Source organism: Phascolarctobacterium succinatutens (assembly GCF_023497905.1).
GTDB classification, from domain to species: domain Bacteria; phylum Bacillota; class Negativicutes; order Acidaminococcales; family Acidaminococcaceae; genus Phascolarctobacterium_A; species Phascolarctobacterium_A succinatutens.
Genome location: NZ_CP097284.1, coordinates 2,122,946 through 2,140,202 on the forward strand (window position 1 = coordinate 2,122,946; position 17,257 = coordinate 2,140,202).

Annotated in this window: 19 protein-coding genes and 2 tRNA genes; 2 read left to right on the forward strand and 19 right to left on the reverse strand. The window is 46.4% G+C overall.

Annotated features, from left to right (window positions below; genetic code table 11):
• Positions 1–22: 22 nt before the first annotated feature.
• From M5E81_RS10205 to M5E81_RS10235, 7 genes are all read right to left on the reverse strand, one after another.
• Entirely contained in the window at positions 23–1,030 is a 1,008-nt protein-coding gene (locus tag M5E81_RS10205) for an ABC transporter substrate-binding protein (protein ID WP_249747444.1), read from the reverse strand.
• 206 nt (positions 1,031–1,236) lie between these two features.
• Positions 1,237–2,142, reverse strand: a complete 906-nt coding sequence (locus tag M5E81_RS10210; RefSeq protein WP_249747445.1) for a sugar-binding domain-containing protein — start codon at positions 2,140–2,142, stop codon at positions 1,237–1,239.
• Positions 2,143–2,460, reverse strand: coding sequence for a hypothetical protein (locus M5E81_RS10215; protein WP_009146435.1), 318 nt, complete (start codon positions 2,458–2,460; stop codon positions 2,143–2,145).
• The gene (gene lsrF, locus M5E81_RS10220) at positions 2,461–3,342 is read right to left on the reverse strand and encodes a 3-hydroxy-5-phosphonooxypentane-2,4-dione thiolase (RefSeq protein WP_009146434.1); all 882 of its coding nucleotides are present in this window, start codon (positions 3,340–3,342) and stop codon (positions 2,461–2,463) included.
• Positions 3,343–3,356: 14 nt separating this feature from the next.
• Positions 3,357–4,349 (reverse strand): dihydroxyacetone kinase subunit DhaK, encoded by a 993-nt coding sequence (locus M5E81_RS10225; RefSeq protein WP_009146433.1) that lies wholly within the window; start codon positions 4,347–4,349, stop codon positions 3,357–3,359.
• A 59-nt stretch (positions 4,350–4,408) separates the two neighbouring features.
• Positions 4,409–5,026, reverse strand: coding sequence for a dihydroxyacetone kinase subunit DhaL (dhaL, locus tag M5E81_RS10230; RefSeq protein ID WP_009146432.1), 618 nt, complete (start codon positions 5,024–5,026; stop codon positions 4,409–4,411).
• A 152-nt stretch (positions 5,027–5,178) separates the two neighbouring features.
• Positions 5,179–6,471, reverse strand: a complete 1,293-nt coding sequence (locus tag M5E81_RS10235) for a M23 family metallopeptidase (RefSeq protein ID WP_249747446.1) — start codon at positions 6,469–6,471, stop codon at positions 5,179–5,181.
• A 381-nt stretch (positions 6,472–6,852) separates the two neighbouring features.
• Between M5E81_RS10235 and M5E81_RS10240 the strand changes: the two genes are divergently transcribed.
• Positions 6,853–6,928, forward strand: a tRNA-Ala gene (locus M5E81_RS10240).
• A 225-nt stretch (positions 6,929–7,153) separates the two neighbouring features.
• Complete coding sequence (locus M5E81_RS10245) at positions 7,154–7,534, forward strand: hypothetical protein (RefSeq protein WP_249747447.1); 381 nt, start codon at positions 7,154–7,156, stop codon at positions 7,532–7,534.
• Between the two features lie 412 nt (positions 7,535–7,946).
• Here M5E81_RS10245 and M5E81_RS10250 read toward each other — a convergent pair.
• The 12 genes from M5E81_RS10250 to M5E81_RS10305 form a co-directional block, all read right to left on the reverse strand.
• Positions 7,947–8,022, reverse strand: a tRNA-Thr gene (locus M5E81_RS10250).
• A 12-nt stretch (positions 8,023–8,034) separates the two neighbouring features.
• Positions 8,035–8,460: a helix-turn-helix domain-containing protein gene (locus M5E81_RS10255; RefSeq protein ID WP_009146428.1), complete on the reverse strand. Its 426-nt coding sequence runs from the start codon at positions 8,458–8,460 to the stop codon at positions 8,035–8,037.
• Between the two features lie 98 nt (positions 8,461–8,558).
• Positions 8,559–9,830, reverse strand: a complete 1,272-nt coding sequence (locus M5E81_RS10260) for a nickel-dependent lactate racemase family protein (protein WP_249747448.1) — start codon at positions 9,828–9,830, stop codon at positions 8,559–8,561.
• A gap of 73 nt (positions 9,831–9,903) precedes the next feature.
• A complete protein-coding gene (locus tag M5E81_RS10265) occupies positions 9,904–10,776 on the reverse strand; it encodes a DMT family transporter (protein WP_040565475.1) in 873 nt (290 codons plus the stop codon).
• Between the two features lie 139 nt (positions 10,777–10,915).
• A complete protein-coding gene (locus M5E81_RS10270; protein WP_249747449.1) occupies positions 10,916–12,655 on the reverse strand; it encodes a Na(+)/H(+) antiporter subunit D in 1,740 nt (579 codons plus the stop codon).
• Positions 12,648–12,890, reverse strand: coding sequence for a hypothetical protein (locus M5E81_RS10275; RefSeq protein ID WP_009146424.1), 243 nt, complete (start codon positions 12,888–12,890; stop codon positions 12,648–12,650). Before M5E81_RS10275 ends, M5E81_RS10270 begins: the two co-directional genes overlap by 8 nt.
• Complete coding sequence (locus tag M5E81_RS10280) at positions 12,890–14,395, reverse strand: monovalent cation/H+ antiporter subunit D family protein (protein ID WP_009146423.1); 1,506 nt, start codon at positions 14,393–14,395, stop codon at positions 12,890–12,892. Before M5E81_RS10280 ends, M5E81_RS10275 begins: the two co-directional genes overlap by 1 nt.
• On the reverse strand, positions 14,392–15,885 hold the full coding sequence (locus M5E81_RS10285) for a monovalent cation/H+ antiporter subunit D family protein (protein WP_009146422.1): 1,494 nt from the start codon (positions 15,883–15,885) through the stop codon (positions 14,392–14,394). Before M5E81_RS10285 ends, M5E81_RS10280 begins: the two co-directional genes overlap by 4 nt.
• Complete coding sequence (locus tag M5E81_RS10290; protein ID WP_009146421.1) at positions 15,882–16,256, reverse strand: sodium:proton antiporter; 375 nt, start codon at positions 16,254–16,256, stop codon at positions 15,882–15,884. Before M5E81_RS10290 ends, M5E81_RS10285 begins: the two co-directional genes overlap by 4 nt.
• Entirely contained in the window at positions 16,240–16,692 is a 453-nt protein-coding gene (locus tag M5E81_RS10295) for an MnhB domain-containing protein (protein WP_009146420.1), read from the reverse strand. Before M5E81_RS10295 ends, M5E81_RS10290 begins: the two co-directional genes overlap by 17 nt.
• On the reverse strand, positions 16,689–17,015 hold the full coding sequence (mbhE, locus tag M5E81_RS10300) for a hydrogen gas-evolving membrane-bound hydrogenase subunit E (protein WP_009146419.1): 327 nt from the start codon (positions 17,013–17,015) through the stop codon (positions 16,689–16,691). The genes M5E81_RS10295 and mbhE overlap by 4 nt, the downstream gene beginning before the upstream one ends.
• On the reverse strand, positions 17,015–17,257 hold the full coding sequence (locus M5E81_RS10305; RefSeq protein WP_009146418.1) for a Na(+)/H(+) antiporter subunit B: 243 nt from the start codon (positions 17,255–17,257) through the stop codon (positions 17,015–17,017). Before M5E81_RS10305 ends, mbhE begins: the two co-directional genes overlap by 1 nt.

Here is a 17,257-nt window from a genome sequence, read left to right on the forward strand (position 1 = left end):
AACGGCAGGCTCCAAATTTTAATTATTTAATAACATCTGCACCCTTAAGCAAATCTTCAGGAACCTTCAAACCAATCTTAGCTGCTTCCTTAAGATTGATGGTAGGCTTAAATTCTTTTTGTGCCTGAATAGCCATATCAGCCGGTTTTGCTTTACCGCTCAGAATATCAGCAGCCATCACACCGGTTTGGAAGCCGAGCTGGTAATAATCAACACCCAATGTTGCCAGACCACCGGCTCTTACCATGCCGCCTTCACCGCAAATAACCGGCAGTTTTGCTTCCTCGGTTACACTAATCAGAGTAGGAATAGCGGAAGCCAATACATTGTCGGTAGGCACATATACTGCCTGTACATCACCTGCCAGGCTACGGGCAGCCTGTTGGATATCATTAACAGTAGAAACAGTAGCTTCCTTTACGGTAATTCCCTTAGCAGCTGCAGCCTTCTTCAGCAACTCAACCTGCAGTTGGGAGTTAACCTCACTGGAGCAATAAATTGTGCCGATGGTTTTAGCATTCGGAACCAGCTTCAGCAGCAAATCCAGCTGCTCGGAAACAGGGTTCATATCAGTTGTACCGGTTACATTAGTGCCCGGTTTAGCATTATCCTTAACCAGCTTAGCGGTTTTGTAGTCAGTTACCGCAGTAGCAACGATAGGAATATTACTGGTAACATTTGCTACCGTCTGTGCCGCAGGAGTTGCAATAGCACAAATCAAATCAACCTTATTGTTTACAAAGCGATGAGCAATGTTCTGCAGATTAGACTGGTCAGCCTGAGCATTTTGTTTGTCAAAAGTAATGTTCTGACCTTCCTTATAACCCTTAGATGCCAGACCGTCAATAAAACCCTTGTTAGCTGCATCAAGCGCCTCATGCTCAACCAGCTGTACAATGCCTACATTAACTTTTTCAGCCTTTGCACCTGCTTCCTTTTTGTCACCGCCGCAGCCTAATGCCCCCAAGGCGAGGGTCAGCATCAGACCGGCTGCCAATGCTTTAATTTTGTTGCTTTTGAGAGAAATCATTTTCTACCATCCTTCCATGCTACAAATTTCGTATAAATGTAGTTAAGGTTATTTTATGCTTTTATACTTTATTTGTAAAGTTTTTTGAAAAAATTTCCTCATTTCTGTTTTCAATGTATATTTACTGTATAAAAAGTTACATGTTCTGCTGTGAAAAGTAAAACTGCCCCACACCTATAGTGTGAGGCAGTCAATCCTCAATGAAATTATTTCAGCAAAGCCTTAGCCTGCTCTTCGCTGACAATAAGATGCGTAAAAAGACCTGTTGCCAAAGCACCCAGCAACGCCTTATTACCGGCATTCAAGCCAATGCCTATCAGCTTCTTGCAACGGCGCAGCTGCGCCAGCGGAATATGCAAACAGTAATCATTATTACCGCTGATGAATTCACCGCGCTGATTATAATAATATGACAAAAAGCTTCCTACGGCCTTTTGCTGTTCCAACGCATTACCGAAACGGGTTGCCGTTGCTTCATCGGGCACGGCAGGATAATCGCAAACTGAAACAACAGCAGCATCCAGACTTTGCCATTGCTGTAGAAGCTGCTGATAGACAGAACGGCTTTCCAACTCGGCGCGTTCCTCCTCGGAATCAGGAAAAGCACTGCAGCCAAGCATATAACAGCTTCTGCCACAGGCGCTTGCCCATATTTTCACCAGCTCATCCGGATGATAACCCTTATTAGGAAAATTCGCCGTACCGATCAGCGGATATACCATACCGTCCTGCGTATAACTGCTGCAGTCCGCAGCCTTCAGCACAACCTCGCCCAAGGCATAACCCCAGCCCAGAGCCAAGCTCTTGTCAGCCGTTGTTTCAGCCATAAGATAATGCATAGCCTGCGTCAATGCGTCCTGTTCATCTGTAAGCACACAGCCACCGGCCAAGGCATATTTAGATTGCAGACGCTGCAGCAAATCCGCCTTTCCCTCATCTCCGGCACGGATTTCGATATGCACAATTCCCAGCTCACGCGCTCTTGCCAGCATCTTGCTGACAGATGGACGTGACACATTAAGGCGTTGCGCAATTTGCGCCTGCGTCAGATTGCTTTCATAATATAAACGGGCAGCAGCTACAAGCTGTGCCCGTTCATGAACCGATAGCATTTATTTAACTTCTTCCATTAATTCGAACAGGATACCATCCTTCATGATGAAAGCAATGCGGGTATGCTCATCAGCCATCCAGGGCTCAACAATAACCTTATTTTCTGCCAGCTGCTTATCAAGGTCATCAACCTTATAAGCTACATGCACTAAGGTCTGCAGCTCTTCCGGCAACGGAGTATCTTTTTCGAAACGCAGGTATTCAATATGAAATTCATTGGTATCAGGAGTAATGAGATGCGTTTTTATGCCTTCTGCATAAATCTCGCCTTCTCTTGCAACAGTCGTCGGTACGCCGACATGCATAAATTCTTTCATTTAATCCACATCCTTCTGCCATAACTCATAAGCATGGTAAGCTGCTTCCGGCGTTGCGTTTTCGTGTACAACCATACGGATTGCACGCAGCATAGCCTTCGGTGCGGCAGCCTGCAAAACGTTGCGTCCCATATCAACACCGGCTGCGCCTTCGTTTACGGCACGATAAGCCATTTCCAGTGCGTCGCGCTCAGGAATCTTCTTGCCGCCGGCAATTACGATAGGTACGGGGCATGCAGCAGTAACCTGTTCGAAGTTATCACAATAATATGTTTTGATGATATGTGCGCCGGTTTCGGCCAGCAGACGTGTAGCCAGGGAGAAATAACGCGTAGTACGCTCCATCTCCTTGCCAACTGCTACAACACCGAGAACAGGAATTGCAAAACGTTCGCCCATATTTACATAATAAGACAAATTGCGCAGGGAGTCAAGCTCACCTGCAGAGCCTACAAAGCATTGAACTGCCATGCAGGAAGCATTCATGCGGATAACATCTTCTATTTCAACGCCGACATTACCAAAGCTCATATCGTCCTTGAGTACGCTAGTGTCAGCAGTACAGCGCAGAGCAACAGCCTTGTGATGGTTAGCGGGAATGCAGGTACGCAAAGCACCTCTTGTTGCCATCAGGCAATCCGCATATTGCATCAGCGGCGGAATTGTCAGATCAAGACGTTCCAAACCTGCGGTAGAGCCCATGATATAGCCATGGTCAAAGGCCAGCATAATAGTGCGGCCGTCATCAGCAAAAATCTGTCCCAGACGAGATTGCATGCCCCAGCCTGCGGATGCGTGCCCCTTTACCGGGAACGGACGCTCCGGCGGAGCAATGCCGATGCCATAATCTTTTGCCAGTACATTACCTTCTTTATCTGCCATATTCAGTCACCTGCTTAATTTCTATAGTACGGAGTGCGGCACGGAGCATTCCAGTAGCCAAGCAGCTCGTCATCCATACGCGCAATGAACATCTGGAAGCCTGCGGTTTCCTGTACGGTAAGGATTTCGCCTACAGCACTTGCCACAACCTCAATACCTTTTTCTGCCAACAGCTTATGGCAGGCACGGAAAACAATCAGCTGTTCCATCAGAGTAGTAGCACCGCTGCCGTTGATAACGACCATCAGCTTTTCGCCTGCTTTTACGTCCAGATCCTTTAGCAGAGCGTCCATCATAATTGCAGCTGTTTCGTCAGCAGATTTCATCGGCTGAGTACCGCCACCGCCTTCACCATGCTGGCCCATGCCGATTTCCATAGTGCCTTCGGCAATATGAGCGATTTCCATACCGGTTGCGGGATGAGTAGCACCTTTAGTAGCAACAGCAATAGTTGCCATGTTATCAGCAAATTTCTGTGCAATAGCAGCAACCTCTTCCAAGGATTTGCCTGCAGCAGCTGCAGCACCGGCAATCTTGTACAGAGGAACGCAGCCAACCAGACCACGGCGGTCGTCAGCGTTTTCGCGCGGAGCATTGGCAACGTCTTCCTGAGTTACAACCTTAACAACATTAATGCCCAGTTTTTTCACCTGTTTCATGGTCAGGTTGCCGGTCAGCATATCACCTGCATGGTTGAGTACAACGAAAAGTACGCCACGACCTTTATCAGCCATCTTAATTGCTTCTACGCAAGCCTGAGGACCGGGTGCAGCAAAAATATTACCTGCAACAGAAATATCAATCATACCTTCGCCGACAAAGCCGCTGATAGCAGGCTCATGGCCGGTTCCGCCCAAGGTTACGATAGTTACACGGTCTGCCTCTGCCAACTTCTTGTTTACAATGAGGTTTCCCTGCTCCAGAGTGATGATATCAGGATTAGATAACACAAGACCTTCCAATAATTCACTTGTCAGATTTTCCGGATTGTTAATGAATTTTTGCATAATGACGCCTCCGTTTTTATTTATTTTATTGTTTTTTAAGCCTGCGCTTTATCAGCAAATCAAATTGCCGCAGCCATTGCTGTCAGCAGAATAGAAATAGACGTTGCACCTGGGTCCTTAGTACCCAGGCTGCGTTCACCGACGTTTTTAGCACGGCCGAAGCGTGCTACCATGTCAGCAGTTTTTTCTGCGCCCTCGGCTGCTGCCTTGCCCATAGCAGCAAAGACAGCCTTCGCATCACCTTCGGCAGTCATACCTGCTTCAAGTGCAGGATACAGAGCATCAACCATCGTCTTATCACCGATTTTAGCTTTGGAAATATCCTCAAAATCCTCTTTAGCCTGAGCCAGCATAGCTTGAAGCTCTTCCAAAGAAACTTCCTTAGCATCCTCAGGTGCAGCATCGGCAAGTCCGCCAAAAACAGTGCCCCATAAAGGTCCTGCACTGCCGCCGTTGCTGTTCATAAAAGCCATGCTCAAATCATCAAGCAAATCTTTAATATTAGCACTATCATGCGCTTCTACCTTGTTTTTCATGGATTCTGCCATACGCGCAATAGTAACGCCATGGTCACCGTCACCGGCTACGCTGTCCAGCTCGCACAGCATTTTGCTTTTTTCTTCAAGCTCAACTGCTGCTGCCAAAAGCATTTTTTCCAGCATTTCTAAAGTAAGCATAGTTCATCCGCTCCTTTCGTTATCCTCATTGTAGCATTTGTCAGAACATATGTAAACAATATTTCTGAAATTTATTTCTTTTTTACTTAAAAAAATTCGTCGCACAAAGCACGACGAACTTAAAATTTTCAATATCTGGTTATCAGTCACAATTACATCAGGCTGGAAGGATCAACCTGCTCGCCATAATGAATAACTTCAAAATGCAGATGCGGACCGGTGCTGTAGCCAGTGCTGCCGACATAACCGATAATCTCGCCTTTTTTCACATATTGTCCTGCACGGCAGACAACACGGCTCATATGACCATATGCTGTCTGATAGCCATAATCATGGTTTATACGTGCATAAATTCCATAACCGCCATACCAGCCTGCCTGCTGTACATAGCCTGCTGCACTGGCATAAACCGGCTCGCCATAATCAGTGGCAATATCAATACCAGGATGCCAGTCACGGCCATAACCGCCAAAGGGATTAGCGCGACCGCCGAAAGAAGATGAAATATAACCGCCACTGGTAGGCCATTGGCTCGGAGTAACCTCACGACGATAGTTCTCAGCTTCAATAGCGCTCAGCAAATTTTCCAAATCAACTTTTTTCGCATCGGCCTCAAGACCGATGTTCTTTTCCTGCTCCAGTACAATGTTTGCCGGATTAGCAGAGCCCAATACAGGACCGCCCTGACCTGCGTAATCGGAAGCATTGCTCTTAGGAGGAAGCTGTGCACCGCTTTTTTCCATCTGGCTGCGAACCTGGTCTTCCAGCTTAGACAAAGCTGCCAGCTTTTTCTGGTTGGTTTCTGCCATCAGGCGTAATTGTCTGATAGTCTGCTCCTGCTCGGATTTAGTCTGCTTATAAGCAGCCAGCTCCTGCTTCTGCTGCTCGTTTTGCACAGCAAAATGAGCCAGTACACCGATAGTACAGGACACAAAAACAAGGAAGGAAGCAACTGCTGTCATAGCATATTTCAAATGAGTCTTTTTCACATGGGTTTTAGCTATATTCTGACCGTCTGCCGGAATAAACCAGAAGGTGAAATGCTGGTTACGGCGCCAGGTACTGCGTAGCGCATGATAGCGTGCTTTCATACGTCCGACAATCTCCTGCTGCTTAGCCTGCAGCTTATTCACAATGCTCATAACATGCAGACGCACGCGACGCTCAAGCATAGTCAGTTGAATTTTTGCAACAGCTGCGGCAACAGCTATTACGGCCTTCACCTGAGCAATAATCGCAACTATTTTTTCTAAACAGCCATTGTATAATAACTGCACTTTTTCTAACAGCTTGGCAACCAGTTCGCTTGCCTGTGCTTTACAGTGATTATATAATGATTGCACTTCTTCTGCCAGCTTAGCATAAAATTCGTTTACTTTTTTTCCGCAACAATCATATAATGACTGCATTTTTTCATTACAGCGCTCCAAGAAATTTTGACTCATTCTGATACTCCTTTTATTTTTAATATCTATTAAATCACTATGTTTTATTCTTTTCAACGAAGCTAATACAACGTTTATATTTTAATACTTTTCACGCATTTAGTCAAATTTTTGACTAAAATTCCACCCGGACTATCATTAAGCTTGCGAAATAAATTATGCACAATATATTTTTCTGAGCAGCTGCTGCCTCCCCGCAGATTCTCGGCTTTAACTTTACATAATGGCATCAAGCAGGAAATTAAATTATATAGCAATTTTTAAAGTATATCTGCTTTATACTGTATGAAACATTTCTGCTCATACGTTACTTTGCGGATTAATAATGCTTTTGCTTACTTGACAAACACCGCTCTCTTTTGTAAGATAGATATATAATATGGGGGTATAGCTCAGCTGGGAGAGCGCTTGAATGGCATTCAAGAGGTCAGCGGTTCGATCCCGCTTATCTCCACCAGAATTTACTAAGCCGTTGGTTTGACCAACGGCTTTTTTATTGCAGACTGACTGCTACTATGAGAATATAGCTTCACATAGATAATTACAAAAGCAAGTCGCTCTTTTGGTATTACCTTATCATATTTTCTCATTTTATAGTTGACATATTTTCTCGAGCGTAGTATTATAATTATAGAAATTTCAAATTCATTATTACCGTTTGTAAGACAAGGAGGTATTTGTTATGGAAAATGTTAAAAATTCTATCAAAGCCGGCGGTGCCAGAGAGGGTGCAGGCCGTAAAAGAGAGCTCCCCGCTGGAGCAAGGGTAACATCCTTTAAGCTGACTGATACCGAGCGTATCGCGGTAAAGAATTTCATTGCCGAATTGCGCGGAGGCGAAAAATCCAAGGCTAAAATGCTTGAGGCTGAAAGAGAACAACAGACCGATGCTATCATCGAGGCTACCGTAAAACCTTTTGCCGAGGAGTTGTACAAAGTTATCAATCTTTACGGCGGACGTGGCAAAGGCTTCAGAAAAGGCGAAAGTGTAGCCAAAATCATCAGCGTAATGGCGTTCAAGGATGCTGTCCATAAATGGGAGAACGAAAACCCCAGAAATTAACTCGCACGACACAAAAACCCCACAGCTTTCGCCGTGGGGTTTTAAGGTGGTAGCTGAAAAAACGTTAAACAAAAAAACATTAAGGTGGAATGTTCACGGAAAATGTTATGACATCTACCAAAATCATTATATCATATTCAGCATATTTTTGCTAATATTTTTATTTTGTTTTTGATTATTCCATAAGAAGAAACTTCGGCACACAGTCCGGAGCAAGCGGATAACTTAGAATTGCTTTTCGGCAATTCATGTGTTATACTTTTCTCAAGATTAAGGCTCTGCTTGAGCAGTTCTAGCGGCAATCGTAGCCGTGTTGACTCTGCCCAAGCAGGGCCTTTTTTGCTGCTTGCGGTACTAGCTTTACACAAAAACAGCACCCATGCGAAACCCGCATGGGTGATTGATTTTTTAATGGAGCTACTGACGGGATTTGAACCTGCGACCTACTGATTACGAATCAGTTGCTCTACCAGCTGAGCTACAGTAGCACATAAGCTATATTAAATTTCCATCTGCATTGCAGCTTCTTCAGCTGCCTTAGCTGCTGCCATCTCTGCCTTGGTACGGCGCTTTCTGACCTTCTTGGCACTGTTAATACCGGCCTTCTTGATGACCTTTGCTAATTCAGAAATAATATGCAGTTCATCTACGGAACAATCCTTAACCAAGTCAGCCAGCTCATTGCAGTAAATCTGCTCACTGTGATGAATGTTGTCACACAGCAGCTCGTCCACAGAAACATCCAGTACATTAGCCAGATGAATAATTGTAGGCAGGCCAAGCTTAGTATTACCGGTTTCTATATTGCTGATATGCGGAGTTGACAGACCAGTTAGATTAGCTATATTTCCCTGAGTTAATCCTTTTCTGGCACGAGCGGCCTTTATCCTCAGTCCTATAGCCTTATAATCAATATCTAACTTCACAAACGTTCTCCCCTTCTACTTAATCACATACTAATAACATTACAATTATATATGATATCATCATAAAAGGCAAGAGTCATTTGTTTTTTTATAAAATTTTATTTTTTCAATACAGGCACTGTCAGACTGCCCTGCGGCATCAGTAAAACCTTATAATCTTTGCCGACATATTTTTCTGCCAGCTTCATAGCCGCATCTACATCATCCACTGATTCAAACAGCAATTTTTTGGCAAGCTCTTTATCCAAAGCGGATACAAGGATAAAATGTGCCTTCTTCATCAGACGGGTGATCGCAAAAGCCTTATGCGCACCGATGACAAAATTCTTTTCCAGCTCCGCCTTAATAGCATCCGGAGAAGGATTTTCTTCCAATGCCTTTTCCAGAGCGGCACTTCCGCTGCCTTCTTCGCATTCACCGAGAATAATGATTACGCCGCCATCCTTAACAGCACACCAGGCATTATCCATCGTCTTTTGCAGTTGATAAATATTGATATCCTTAGGATAACCGCCGCAGCTGGCAATAACTACATCCGCAGGCTCGCTGATAGGTACGCCATAAACCTGCTCGACAAATTTGCAGGCCTCAAGATGTGCTTCATACCAGTCACCGGCAAAAACCTTCAAGAATTGCTTTTGTGCATCCAAAATAGAATGGAACAGGAACATCTTATGCTCTTTAGCAAAAAGACGCACGCCCTCAACCTGATCATCGTATACAGGATTGCCATGCAGCTTGCCTAATTTTGCCTCCGGGCTCATCATCAGGCTATGGTTTTTGCGTACCGTTTCCATAGCGGCAACACCGGGCAGCACGGCCTTGCGTCCGCCGCCAAAGCCGCTGAAGAAGTGATAAACAACGGTACCGGTCAAAATAACCAGCTCAGCATCACAAACATGCTTATTGAGCCATACAGGAGTGCCATGCTCTGTTTCGCCGAAATACTCGAAGTTATCCTGCACATGGCAGTCGCTGTTATACATTTTCAGGCGTTTGGCAACATCCTCGCCGACCTGCTCCACCATTTCCTCGTGGCTCATGCAGCGATGTGTACCCAAAGCAAAGACAATATGCATATCCTCATCCTTAACACCCAGTTTATTCATTTCGTTAACAAAAATGGGCATAAAGGAATGCGTTTTGGCAACACGAGTTGAATCGTTACAGATAAAGGCAATTTTCATTCCGGGCTGCACCAGCTCATTAATCGGTGCGCTGGCGATAGGATGATATAAAGCATCCAGAACAGCTGCTTTTAAATTCTCCAGAGGCGGCATCTGCTTCATTTTCAGTTCGCCCAGAACATGCTCCTCCGGCAGAGAAAACTCCTTGTAGCCATGACCATATTTGTACTTATAATCAGTCATCTCCGTACCTCCTCTTGGTTAGCCTAAGCAATTTTACTTAATTCTATTCTATCATATCTGCTATGAAAAATGTTTATTTTTTAGGCAGTGAAAGTAATAAAACTGTGAAAATAATGCACGCCATACCGATATAGTCAGCACCAGCCAATTCAGTATTCAGCAGCAATACTACGGAGATAATAGAAGCCAAAGGCTCGGCGCAGGAAATCAGGCTCGCCTTAGTCGGTCCGACAATTTTCAGGCCTGCCAGATAAAATGCATAGCTCGCAATAGTCGCACCCAAAAGCAGATACGCAAAAGCAAGATAACCGCTCATATCCCAATGACCTGCTGGCGTAAAGGGATTACGCCAGATAATCAATGCCACACCGCTGATAAGCTGGCCCCAGCCGATAAGCGTTGCCGCAGTATATTTTTTGAGCATTTGGCCCGGCTTAATGCTGTAATATGCATAGGAAAGCGCAGACAATACACCGATTGTCAAGGCTATTGGCGAAATCGCCAGACTGTCAAGGCTGCCGTGCGTTGCAATAAGAAATACACCTACCAGCGCACCGACAATGCCTATCAGTTCACGTCCGTCAGGAATTTTTCTTGACTTATAGCTCATCCACAGCATTACATAAATCGGTGCCATGTACTGCAAAACCGTCGCCGTCGCCGCATTGCACAAACCGATGGTGTAATAAAAGCCCAGCTGCGCGCCCAAGATACCTAAAAATGAAAACTCAATAATATTCCAGGTATCTGCCTTAAGAATAGCAAAGATATCCTGCTTCTGCACAAAGGCCGCAAAAAGCAGGAACATACAGCCTGCCAGAATCTGACGCGCCATGCAAAGCCAGATCATATCTGCCTGATGATATTGATACAAATACTGTCCTGCTACACCGCCCATGCCCCAGCAGGTTGCGGCACCTATAATTAAAAATATACCCTTAAGCATACCGATAACCTCTTTCATATATGATGATTATCAATAATATAACACCTAATAATAATATTTACAAGATAAATAAATTATACTTTGAAAAGACTACGTAAAAGAGCTGCCGCACCTGCGTGCGACAGCTCTTAAAAGCATTTTATAACGTTGCAATGAAGTAAGCAATGCTGCTTACCAGCACCGTTAAGGTAATCATCATCGGGTCAGCGATAGATGTACGGTAGTTTTCCGGGTTATAATGCGTGCGTTTACGGAACGGTTTGGCATCGAGGAAATCCATCGGATTGCTCGTAAGATCCATAAACTTTTCGTACAGTACGCCCCAGGCACTGCCCAGGCCGCCGCTGATTGCACACAGCAGCATGCTGACGCGGACGATGACAAAATCAATCGGCTTACGGTAGAACCAGTCTGTATCGAGGCTAAGCGCTGTATGAGGCTCCATGCGCGGCAGGAACATCATAAACGGCACCATGGTTACGACAAGAATTTCTACGTAGCTCAGCATATGTGCTGCAGTAAACGGCTGGTAATCTGGATAACCGAACGGCAGATAGCGATACAGCAGATCCGGATATACGCCGTACAGGAAGCAGAGCGCTGCGCCGAAGCCCATGCCAATATACATATTCTTCGGCAAAGGATTTTTAATTTCTACATTCTTATCGTCATCACGCAGGAAGATAAAGTAACCCATCTTCAAGGTAATGGATAAGAAAGTACCTATGCTGGCAAGCTCCAGCAGAGTATATACCCAATCATAACCGGCAGCGGATGCAGCGGCAATCGTAATCGTTTTGCTGATGAAGCCGTTGAAGAACGGTACACCGGAAATGGAGAACGCCGCTACAAAGAAGCATACAGCCACGAACGGCATCTTTTTCGCCATACCGCTTAGCTGATTAATCTTGCGGATACCGGTTGCATAGATAATAGCACCGGCACACATGAAGAGCAGGGATTTATACAGGATGTGCGAGAAGGCATGGGCAGCAGCACCATTCAGTGCCATCGCCGTGCCAACGCCTACACCGGCAACCATGAAGCCTACCTGGCTGATAATATGGTAACCGAGCAGACGGCGCATATCGTTTTCCATAATCGCATAGGCTGCACCGTAAAGCGCCATAAAGCAGCCAAAGCCCATCAGGAAATCTGTTCCGGCAAAGATACGGATTAAAGCATAAACAGCAACCTTTGTCGTAAAGGAGCTTAAGAATACGCTGCCTGTAATCGTGCCTTCGGGATAAGCATCAACCAACCAGGCATTAACCGGCGGAATTGCCGCATTAACAGCTACACCGATTAAAATTGCCCAGAAAGCAAGGTCATGCGGAGCCTTGGACAGATTTGCAATCAGAGAATCACCACTGCCAACCTTCAGGAAAATACCGAGCAGCAGCAGGTTGCCGCCAAGCATGTGCACCAAAAGATAACGCAGGCCTGCGCGACGGGACTGAGGAGTATTGCGGCACCAGATCAAGAACAGAGAGGTTACGGCAAGTGCTTCCCAGAAGAAAATCAGCGTCAGCCAATCCTTAGCCAGTGTTACACCAAGAGCACAGCCGGCATAGGACATGGAGCACAATGCTTCCATACGGTTCTCGTTATGACAGGAATAAATGCCGCCGATGCAAGCCATCAGCGCAAAAATCATGCAGAACACGTAGCTGAGCTTATCTACAAACATGTAGCCCAAGTGATAGCCTGTACCCAGAAACTCAATGCTCAAATCTGTGCCAACCGGCATAGAAAGTGTAGCAAAGAGGGCAAAGAACGGGCCTACAGCCAAAACGAACTTGCGCAGCATTTTCGGCACGAGCATTGCAATCACACCCACGGCAATGAGGATCAGACCGGGATGAAGCAGATTACTCATCGTTCTCACCTCCCTTAGGATCATCATAGTAGGTTTCATCACGCTGCAGCAGCGGCGTCATGATAATTTTTGCCAGAATAATCAGCAGCCAGCAACCGAAGAAGCCGAAGAAAATATCATAGCCAAACGGCAGCGGCCACCACGCAGGACTGTGCAGATGTACACCGCAAAGCTCTCCGATTGCGGAAAGCACGAGTACGGCAGCAGCTATCATGTAAACAGTTTTCTTGCTCATTACATCCAACCTCCGTTCCAGCCTGCGCAAATAGCGTTGGAGGCCATTGTTGCCAGCTCATAGAAGTGCGGATAAATATCCGGCACGATACCGAGGACAACAGCGATAATAGTTGTAACGCAAATAGGTATCAGCATCGAGTAGCTGATATCGCCATATTCACGGAACTCCTCCTGCGGATCCTTGCGGAAGTATGCCATCTGTACAACAGGCATCAGATAGCCGGCAGCCAGAAGCGCACTGGCAACCCAGACGAGAATGTACAAAGGCTTGCCTGCCTGCAAAGCGCCGAGTGCCAGATTCCATTTGCTGACAAAGCCAACGAGGAACGGCGTACCGGCGATACCAAGAGAAGCAATCGTGAAGCAGGCCATAGTTACCGGCAGCTTCTTGCCGATGCCATACAGCTCACTGATATTGTTTCTGTGTGTACGCGCGATAATCAGACCGGCGCACATAAAGAGGGTAATCTTCATAACAGCATGAGCTACCAGATGCAGGTAAGCACCCTTGATGCTCAGCGGAGAAATAAGCGCAGCACCTAACACGATGTAGGAAAGCTGGCCGATAGTGGAGAACGCCAGACGACGTTTCAGATGATCCTGACGCAGAGCAATAAGGGAAGAAATGATAATGCTTGCCGCAGCAGCCCACGCCAATACATCAACGACACCTATTTCCGCCAGCAGCTTCGGGCCAAAGACGAAGCCGATGATACGCAGTACGGCGAAAACACCTGTTTTAACAACGGCAACGGCATGCAGTAATGCAGATACCGGAGTCGGCGCAATCATTGCTGCCGGCAGCCAGCCATGCAGCGGCATAACCGCAGCCTTTACGGAGCCTGCCAAAATCATCAGTACGAAGATAGCCTGCAGCACCCATCTCGGAGCCATGTCCGTAGTCAGGAAACCGCCGGGAGTAAAGTCCATCGTACCACTGATGCAGTAAACGGCGATAACGCCGGCCAGGAAAAGCTGACCGGAAATCAAGGTATAAATCAAATACTTACGGCTGGCCATCAAAGCTTCCTGGTTACGCTTATGCAGTACCAGCGGATAGCTTGCCAGAGTCAGCAGCTCGTAAAAGATGAAGAAGGTCAACAGGTTTTCGGCCATCGCAATGCCCATTACGGCACTCATGCAGATAGCAAAAGCGGCAAAATAACCGGTCTGCTCGCTTTCGTTATTGCAGCGCATATAGCCGATGGAATAGAAGTTCATCGGTACCCACAGCATCGAAGCGAGCACCGCAAAAATCATGCCGGCCGGATCGGTACGCAGCGTCAGTCCCACGGTATCGGTAATTTGGCACAGCGTCCACTGATACTGATTGCCATCGAGAACAGCGGGCAACATCGACAGGATGATGCCGAATTTAAGTACGGAAGCGATAACGCTCCAGGTTTCACGCAGGTTAGGCCAGCGTCTGCTGAACGCGATAAGTACAGCAGCTATAAAAGATACACCAACCGCCAGAAATGGTCTGCAATCTAAAATAGTCATCTCAGAAACACCTCCGGCAATCCTAACTTAACGACATCGGTAACGATGTCAACACTGTAGAAGCCAAGTACCAGAATCATGATACCGCCGACGAGAATCGGGATAACCATGGAAAGCGGTAAGCCCAGCTTGCCCTTATGCGGATGTACCTCAGTCAGCGAAGCTTCACGCTGTATAAACATCTGCTCAATAATACGGAAGAAATAAATTGCATTCAGCAGGGAGCTGATAACAAGTACAGCGATGTAGAAGTACTGCGCGCCGGTGTAGGCACCAAGCATAAGATACCATTTACTGAAGAAGCCGCAGGTCGGAGGCAGGCCGATCATAGACAAAGAAGCCAGCAGCACGGTAATCGTACTGATAGTCATCTTTTTGTTCATGCCGCCTAAGCGGTACAGATTAACCTCACCGAAGCGATACTCAATACCGCCGATAACCAGGAACAGACTGCTCTTCATAAAAGCATGGTTGATAGCGTGCAGTACAGCACCGATAAAGCCGTACATATTACCCATTGCCAGACCAATAGCAATGTAACCGATCTGTGCCACAGAGGAATATGCCAGCATACGGCGGAAGTCATACTGAGCCATCGCCATAATAGAACCGATAAGAATACCTGCTACACCGAGAATGCCCAAAACATTGAGCGCACTCTGAACTACAGGGTTATCAACCTTAAAGATATAATATACAAAACGAATTAAAGCATATGCCGGAGCCTTACTCATGCAGCCTGCGATAAAAGCAGCAGCGCCCGGATGAGCGAAGGTGTAGGCATCAGGCTGCCAGCCATGCAGCGGGAACAGCGCCATCTTGATACCGAAGCCGATGATAAAGCAGGCTACAGCAATCGCAAACAGCGGCGAATTCAGATGCGGAACTACGCGTGCAGCAAGGTCAGCCATGTTCAGAGTACCGGTCATAGCGTACAGATAACCGACACCAAGCAGATACAGAGAAGCACCGATGGTACCGATTAACAGGTAACGGAAGGCTGCCAGCATTGACTTTCTGCCGCCAAGGGCAATCAGGCCGTAACCGGAAAGTGACATAATCTCCAGATATACATAGAGGTTAAAAACATCACCGGTGATAATCATACCGGAAAGACCTACCGTCAGTAGACCAAACAGTGTATAATAGCCGCCTACATGCAGCCAGTCCTCATCCTTGACGAATGGACGGCTGTAAAGCGAAACCATCAGGGAAATAAACGTTACCACTACTGCCAGAATACTGTTCAACGGGTCAAGAGCAAATTCAATACCGATTGGCGGTTCCCAGCCACCCATCCAGTAATGCCAGGTTTTGCCGCCGGACTCCAACACTCTTTGCAGTACGATGCAGGCATTGGCAAAGGCACCTGCGATAGAAGCCATAACTATCCAGGAGCCTAAAAACTTGCTGATACGGGAAAATAACATACACAGCAATGATGCTGTCAAAGGTAAAAGTACAATTAGGACGGGAGCATGCTGTGTCATTTACTAGCCCTCCTCAATACCTCTACTTCTTCAACAGAACCGTAGATTTCTTTAATACGCATGAGGAGTGCAATTGCTACGCCCGTGGTACCAAGGCTTACAACGATTGCTGTCAGCATCAGGCCGTGCGGCAGAGGGTTAATGTAAGCATTAGGATCTGTTGTCAGGCCGTTCTGGATAGGAATCATTGCGCCATCCTTCTGTGCAAAACACAGATAAAAATAGATTACGGCAACCTGCATAACATTCATCGCCATCAGCTTCTTCATGTAGTTTTTGCTGAGGACCATGCCATACACACCCAGAAAGAAAAGAATCATGACCAGGGAATAAATGCCTTTTGTTTTCAAAAACTCATTGAGCACTTCCATCTTCGTCACCCCTTTTCACGATTGCATCAAGCAAATTAATAATTGTCATCATTACGCAGATGGCAACACCGATTTCAATAAGGAAAATGCCCATAGCATGCATTTCATGCTGCGGCTCCATATGAATCGGCATATAATTGTAGTTCAGGAAAAAGTCTGCACCGCCGAACAATGTCAGCCAGCCGGTAAAAGCATACAGGAAGGTGCCCACGCCGGCAAGAACAACAGAGGTTTTGCCTAAGACATTGAACTTTGTATCAAAGCCCAGGATAAGACGTGCAAGCAGCACGCCTACAGAAAGCAATGCGCCTGCCTGGAAGCCGCCGCCCGGAGAAAATTCACCCAGGCAAAGAATGTAGACACCGTAGGTAAGCGTAAACGGCACCAGCATTCTGAAGGCCACATTCAGGATAAGACCGCCAAATGGTTCTTTCATTTGATAATCTCTCCTTCCTCCGGATCCTCCGGCTCTTCCTCAGGTCTGCGTCCTACCGGATTGCTGGTCAGCACCAGCACCGTTGTCAGACCGGCGAGGAACATTACCGAGGTTTCCCACATAGTATCGAAGCCACGATAGTCTATGATGACGCCCGTTACGATATTGGGCGAGCCTGTATCCTCCGCACTACGGGAGATATAGGTCGGAGTAACATGCTGGTTAGGCGCAGTGTTCGCGTCACCAATTTCGGGCAGGTAGGTTACGACAGAGCAAAACATGCCTGTCATAATCGCTAGGATAACAGCAACTAATCCACGCATTATTTACACCACCTATCAATTTTTTTCAACGAAGCTACGAAGAAGATGGTAGAAATCGTACCGATAACAGCCTCCGTAAAGGCCACGTCAGGGGAACCCATCATCAGATACAGCAGCACAGCACAGAAGCTGAACGCACTGTAGATAATCGCAGCACTAAGAATATCCTTGCAGAAAATAACTGCACAGGTAATGAGAATCAGGAAGACAAGTAAAAGAGCTTCAATAGTATAAATCTCCAT

Coding starts and splice junctions, on each gene's coding strand:
- M5E81_RS10205 (WP_249747444.1), bottom strand. CDS start 1,030: ATGATTTCTCTCAAAAGCAACAAAATTAAAGCATTGGCAGCCGGTCTG.
- M5E81_RS10210 (WP_249747445.1), bottom strand. CDS start 2,142: ATGCTATCGGTTCATGAACGGGCACAGCTTGTAGCTGCTGCCCGTTTA.
- M5E81_RS10215 (WP_009146435.1), bottom strand. CDS start 2,460: ATGAAAGAATTTATGCATGTCGGCGTACCGACGACTGTTGCAAGAGAA.
- lsrF (WP_009146434.1), bottom strand. CDS start 3,342: ATGGCAGATAAAGAAGGTAATGTACTGGCAAAAGATTATGGCATCGGC.
- M5E81_RS10225 (WP_009146433.1), bottom strand. CDS start 4,349: ATGCAAAAATTCATTAACAATCCGGAAAATCTGACAAGTGAATTATTG.
- dhaL (WP_009146432.1), bottom strand. CDS start 5,026: ATGCTTACTTTAGAAATGCTGGAAAAAATGCTTTTGGCAGCAGCAGTT.
- M5E81_RS10235 (WP_249747446.1), bottom strand. CDS start 6,471: ATGAGTCAAAATTTCTTGGAGCGCTGTAATGAAAAAATGCAGTCATTA.
- M5E81_RS10245 (WP_249747447.1), top strand. CDS start 7,154: ATGGAAAATGTTAAAAATTCTATCAAAGCCGGCGGTGCCAGAGAGGGT.
- M5E81_RS10260 (WP_249747448.1), bottom strand. CDS start 9,830: ATGACTGATTATAAGTACAAATATGGTCATGGCTACAAGGAGTTTTCT.
- M5E81_RS10265 (WP_040565475.1), bottom strand. CDS start 10,776: ATGCTTAAGGGTATATTTTTAATTATAGGTGCCGCAACCTGCTGGGGC.
- M5E81_RS10270 (WP_249747449.1), bottom strand. CDS start 12,655: ATGAGTAATCTGCTTCATCCCGGTCTGATCCTCATTGCCGTGGGTGTG.
- M5E81_RS10275 (WP_009146424.1), bottom strand. CDS start 12,890: ATGAGCAAGAAAACTGTTTACATGATAGCTGCTGCCGTACTCGTGCTT.
- M5E81_RS10280 (WP_009146423.1), bottom strand. CDS start 14,395: ATGACTATTTTAGATTGCAGACCATTTCTGGCGGTTGGTGTATCTTTT.
- M5E81_RS10285 (WP_009146422.1), bottom strand. CDS start 15,885: ATGACACAGCATGCTCCCGTCCTAATTGTACTTTTACCTTTGACAGCA.
- M5E81_RS10290 (WP_009146421.1), bottom strand. CDS start 16,256: ATGGAAGTGCTCAATGAGTTTTTGAAAACAAAAGGCATTTATTCCCTG.
- M5E81_RS10295 (WP_009146420.1), bottom strand. CDS start 16,692: ATGAAAGAACCATTTGGCGGTCTTATCCTGAATGTGGCCTTCAGAATG.
- mbhE (WP_009146419.1), bottom strand. CDS start 17,015: ATGCGTGGATTAGTTGCTGTTATCCTAGCGATTATGACAGGCATGTTT.
- M5E81_RS10305 (WP_009146418.1), bottom strand. CDS start 17,257: ATGGAGATTTATACTATTGAAGCTCTTTTACTTGTCTTCCTGATTCTC.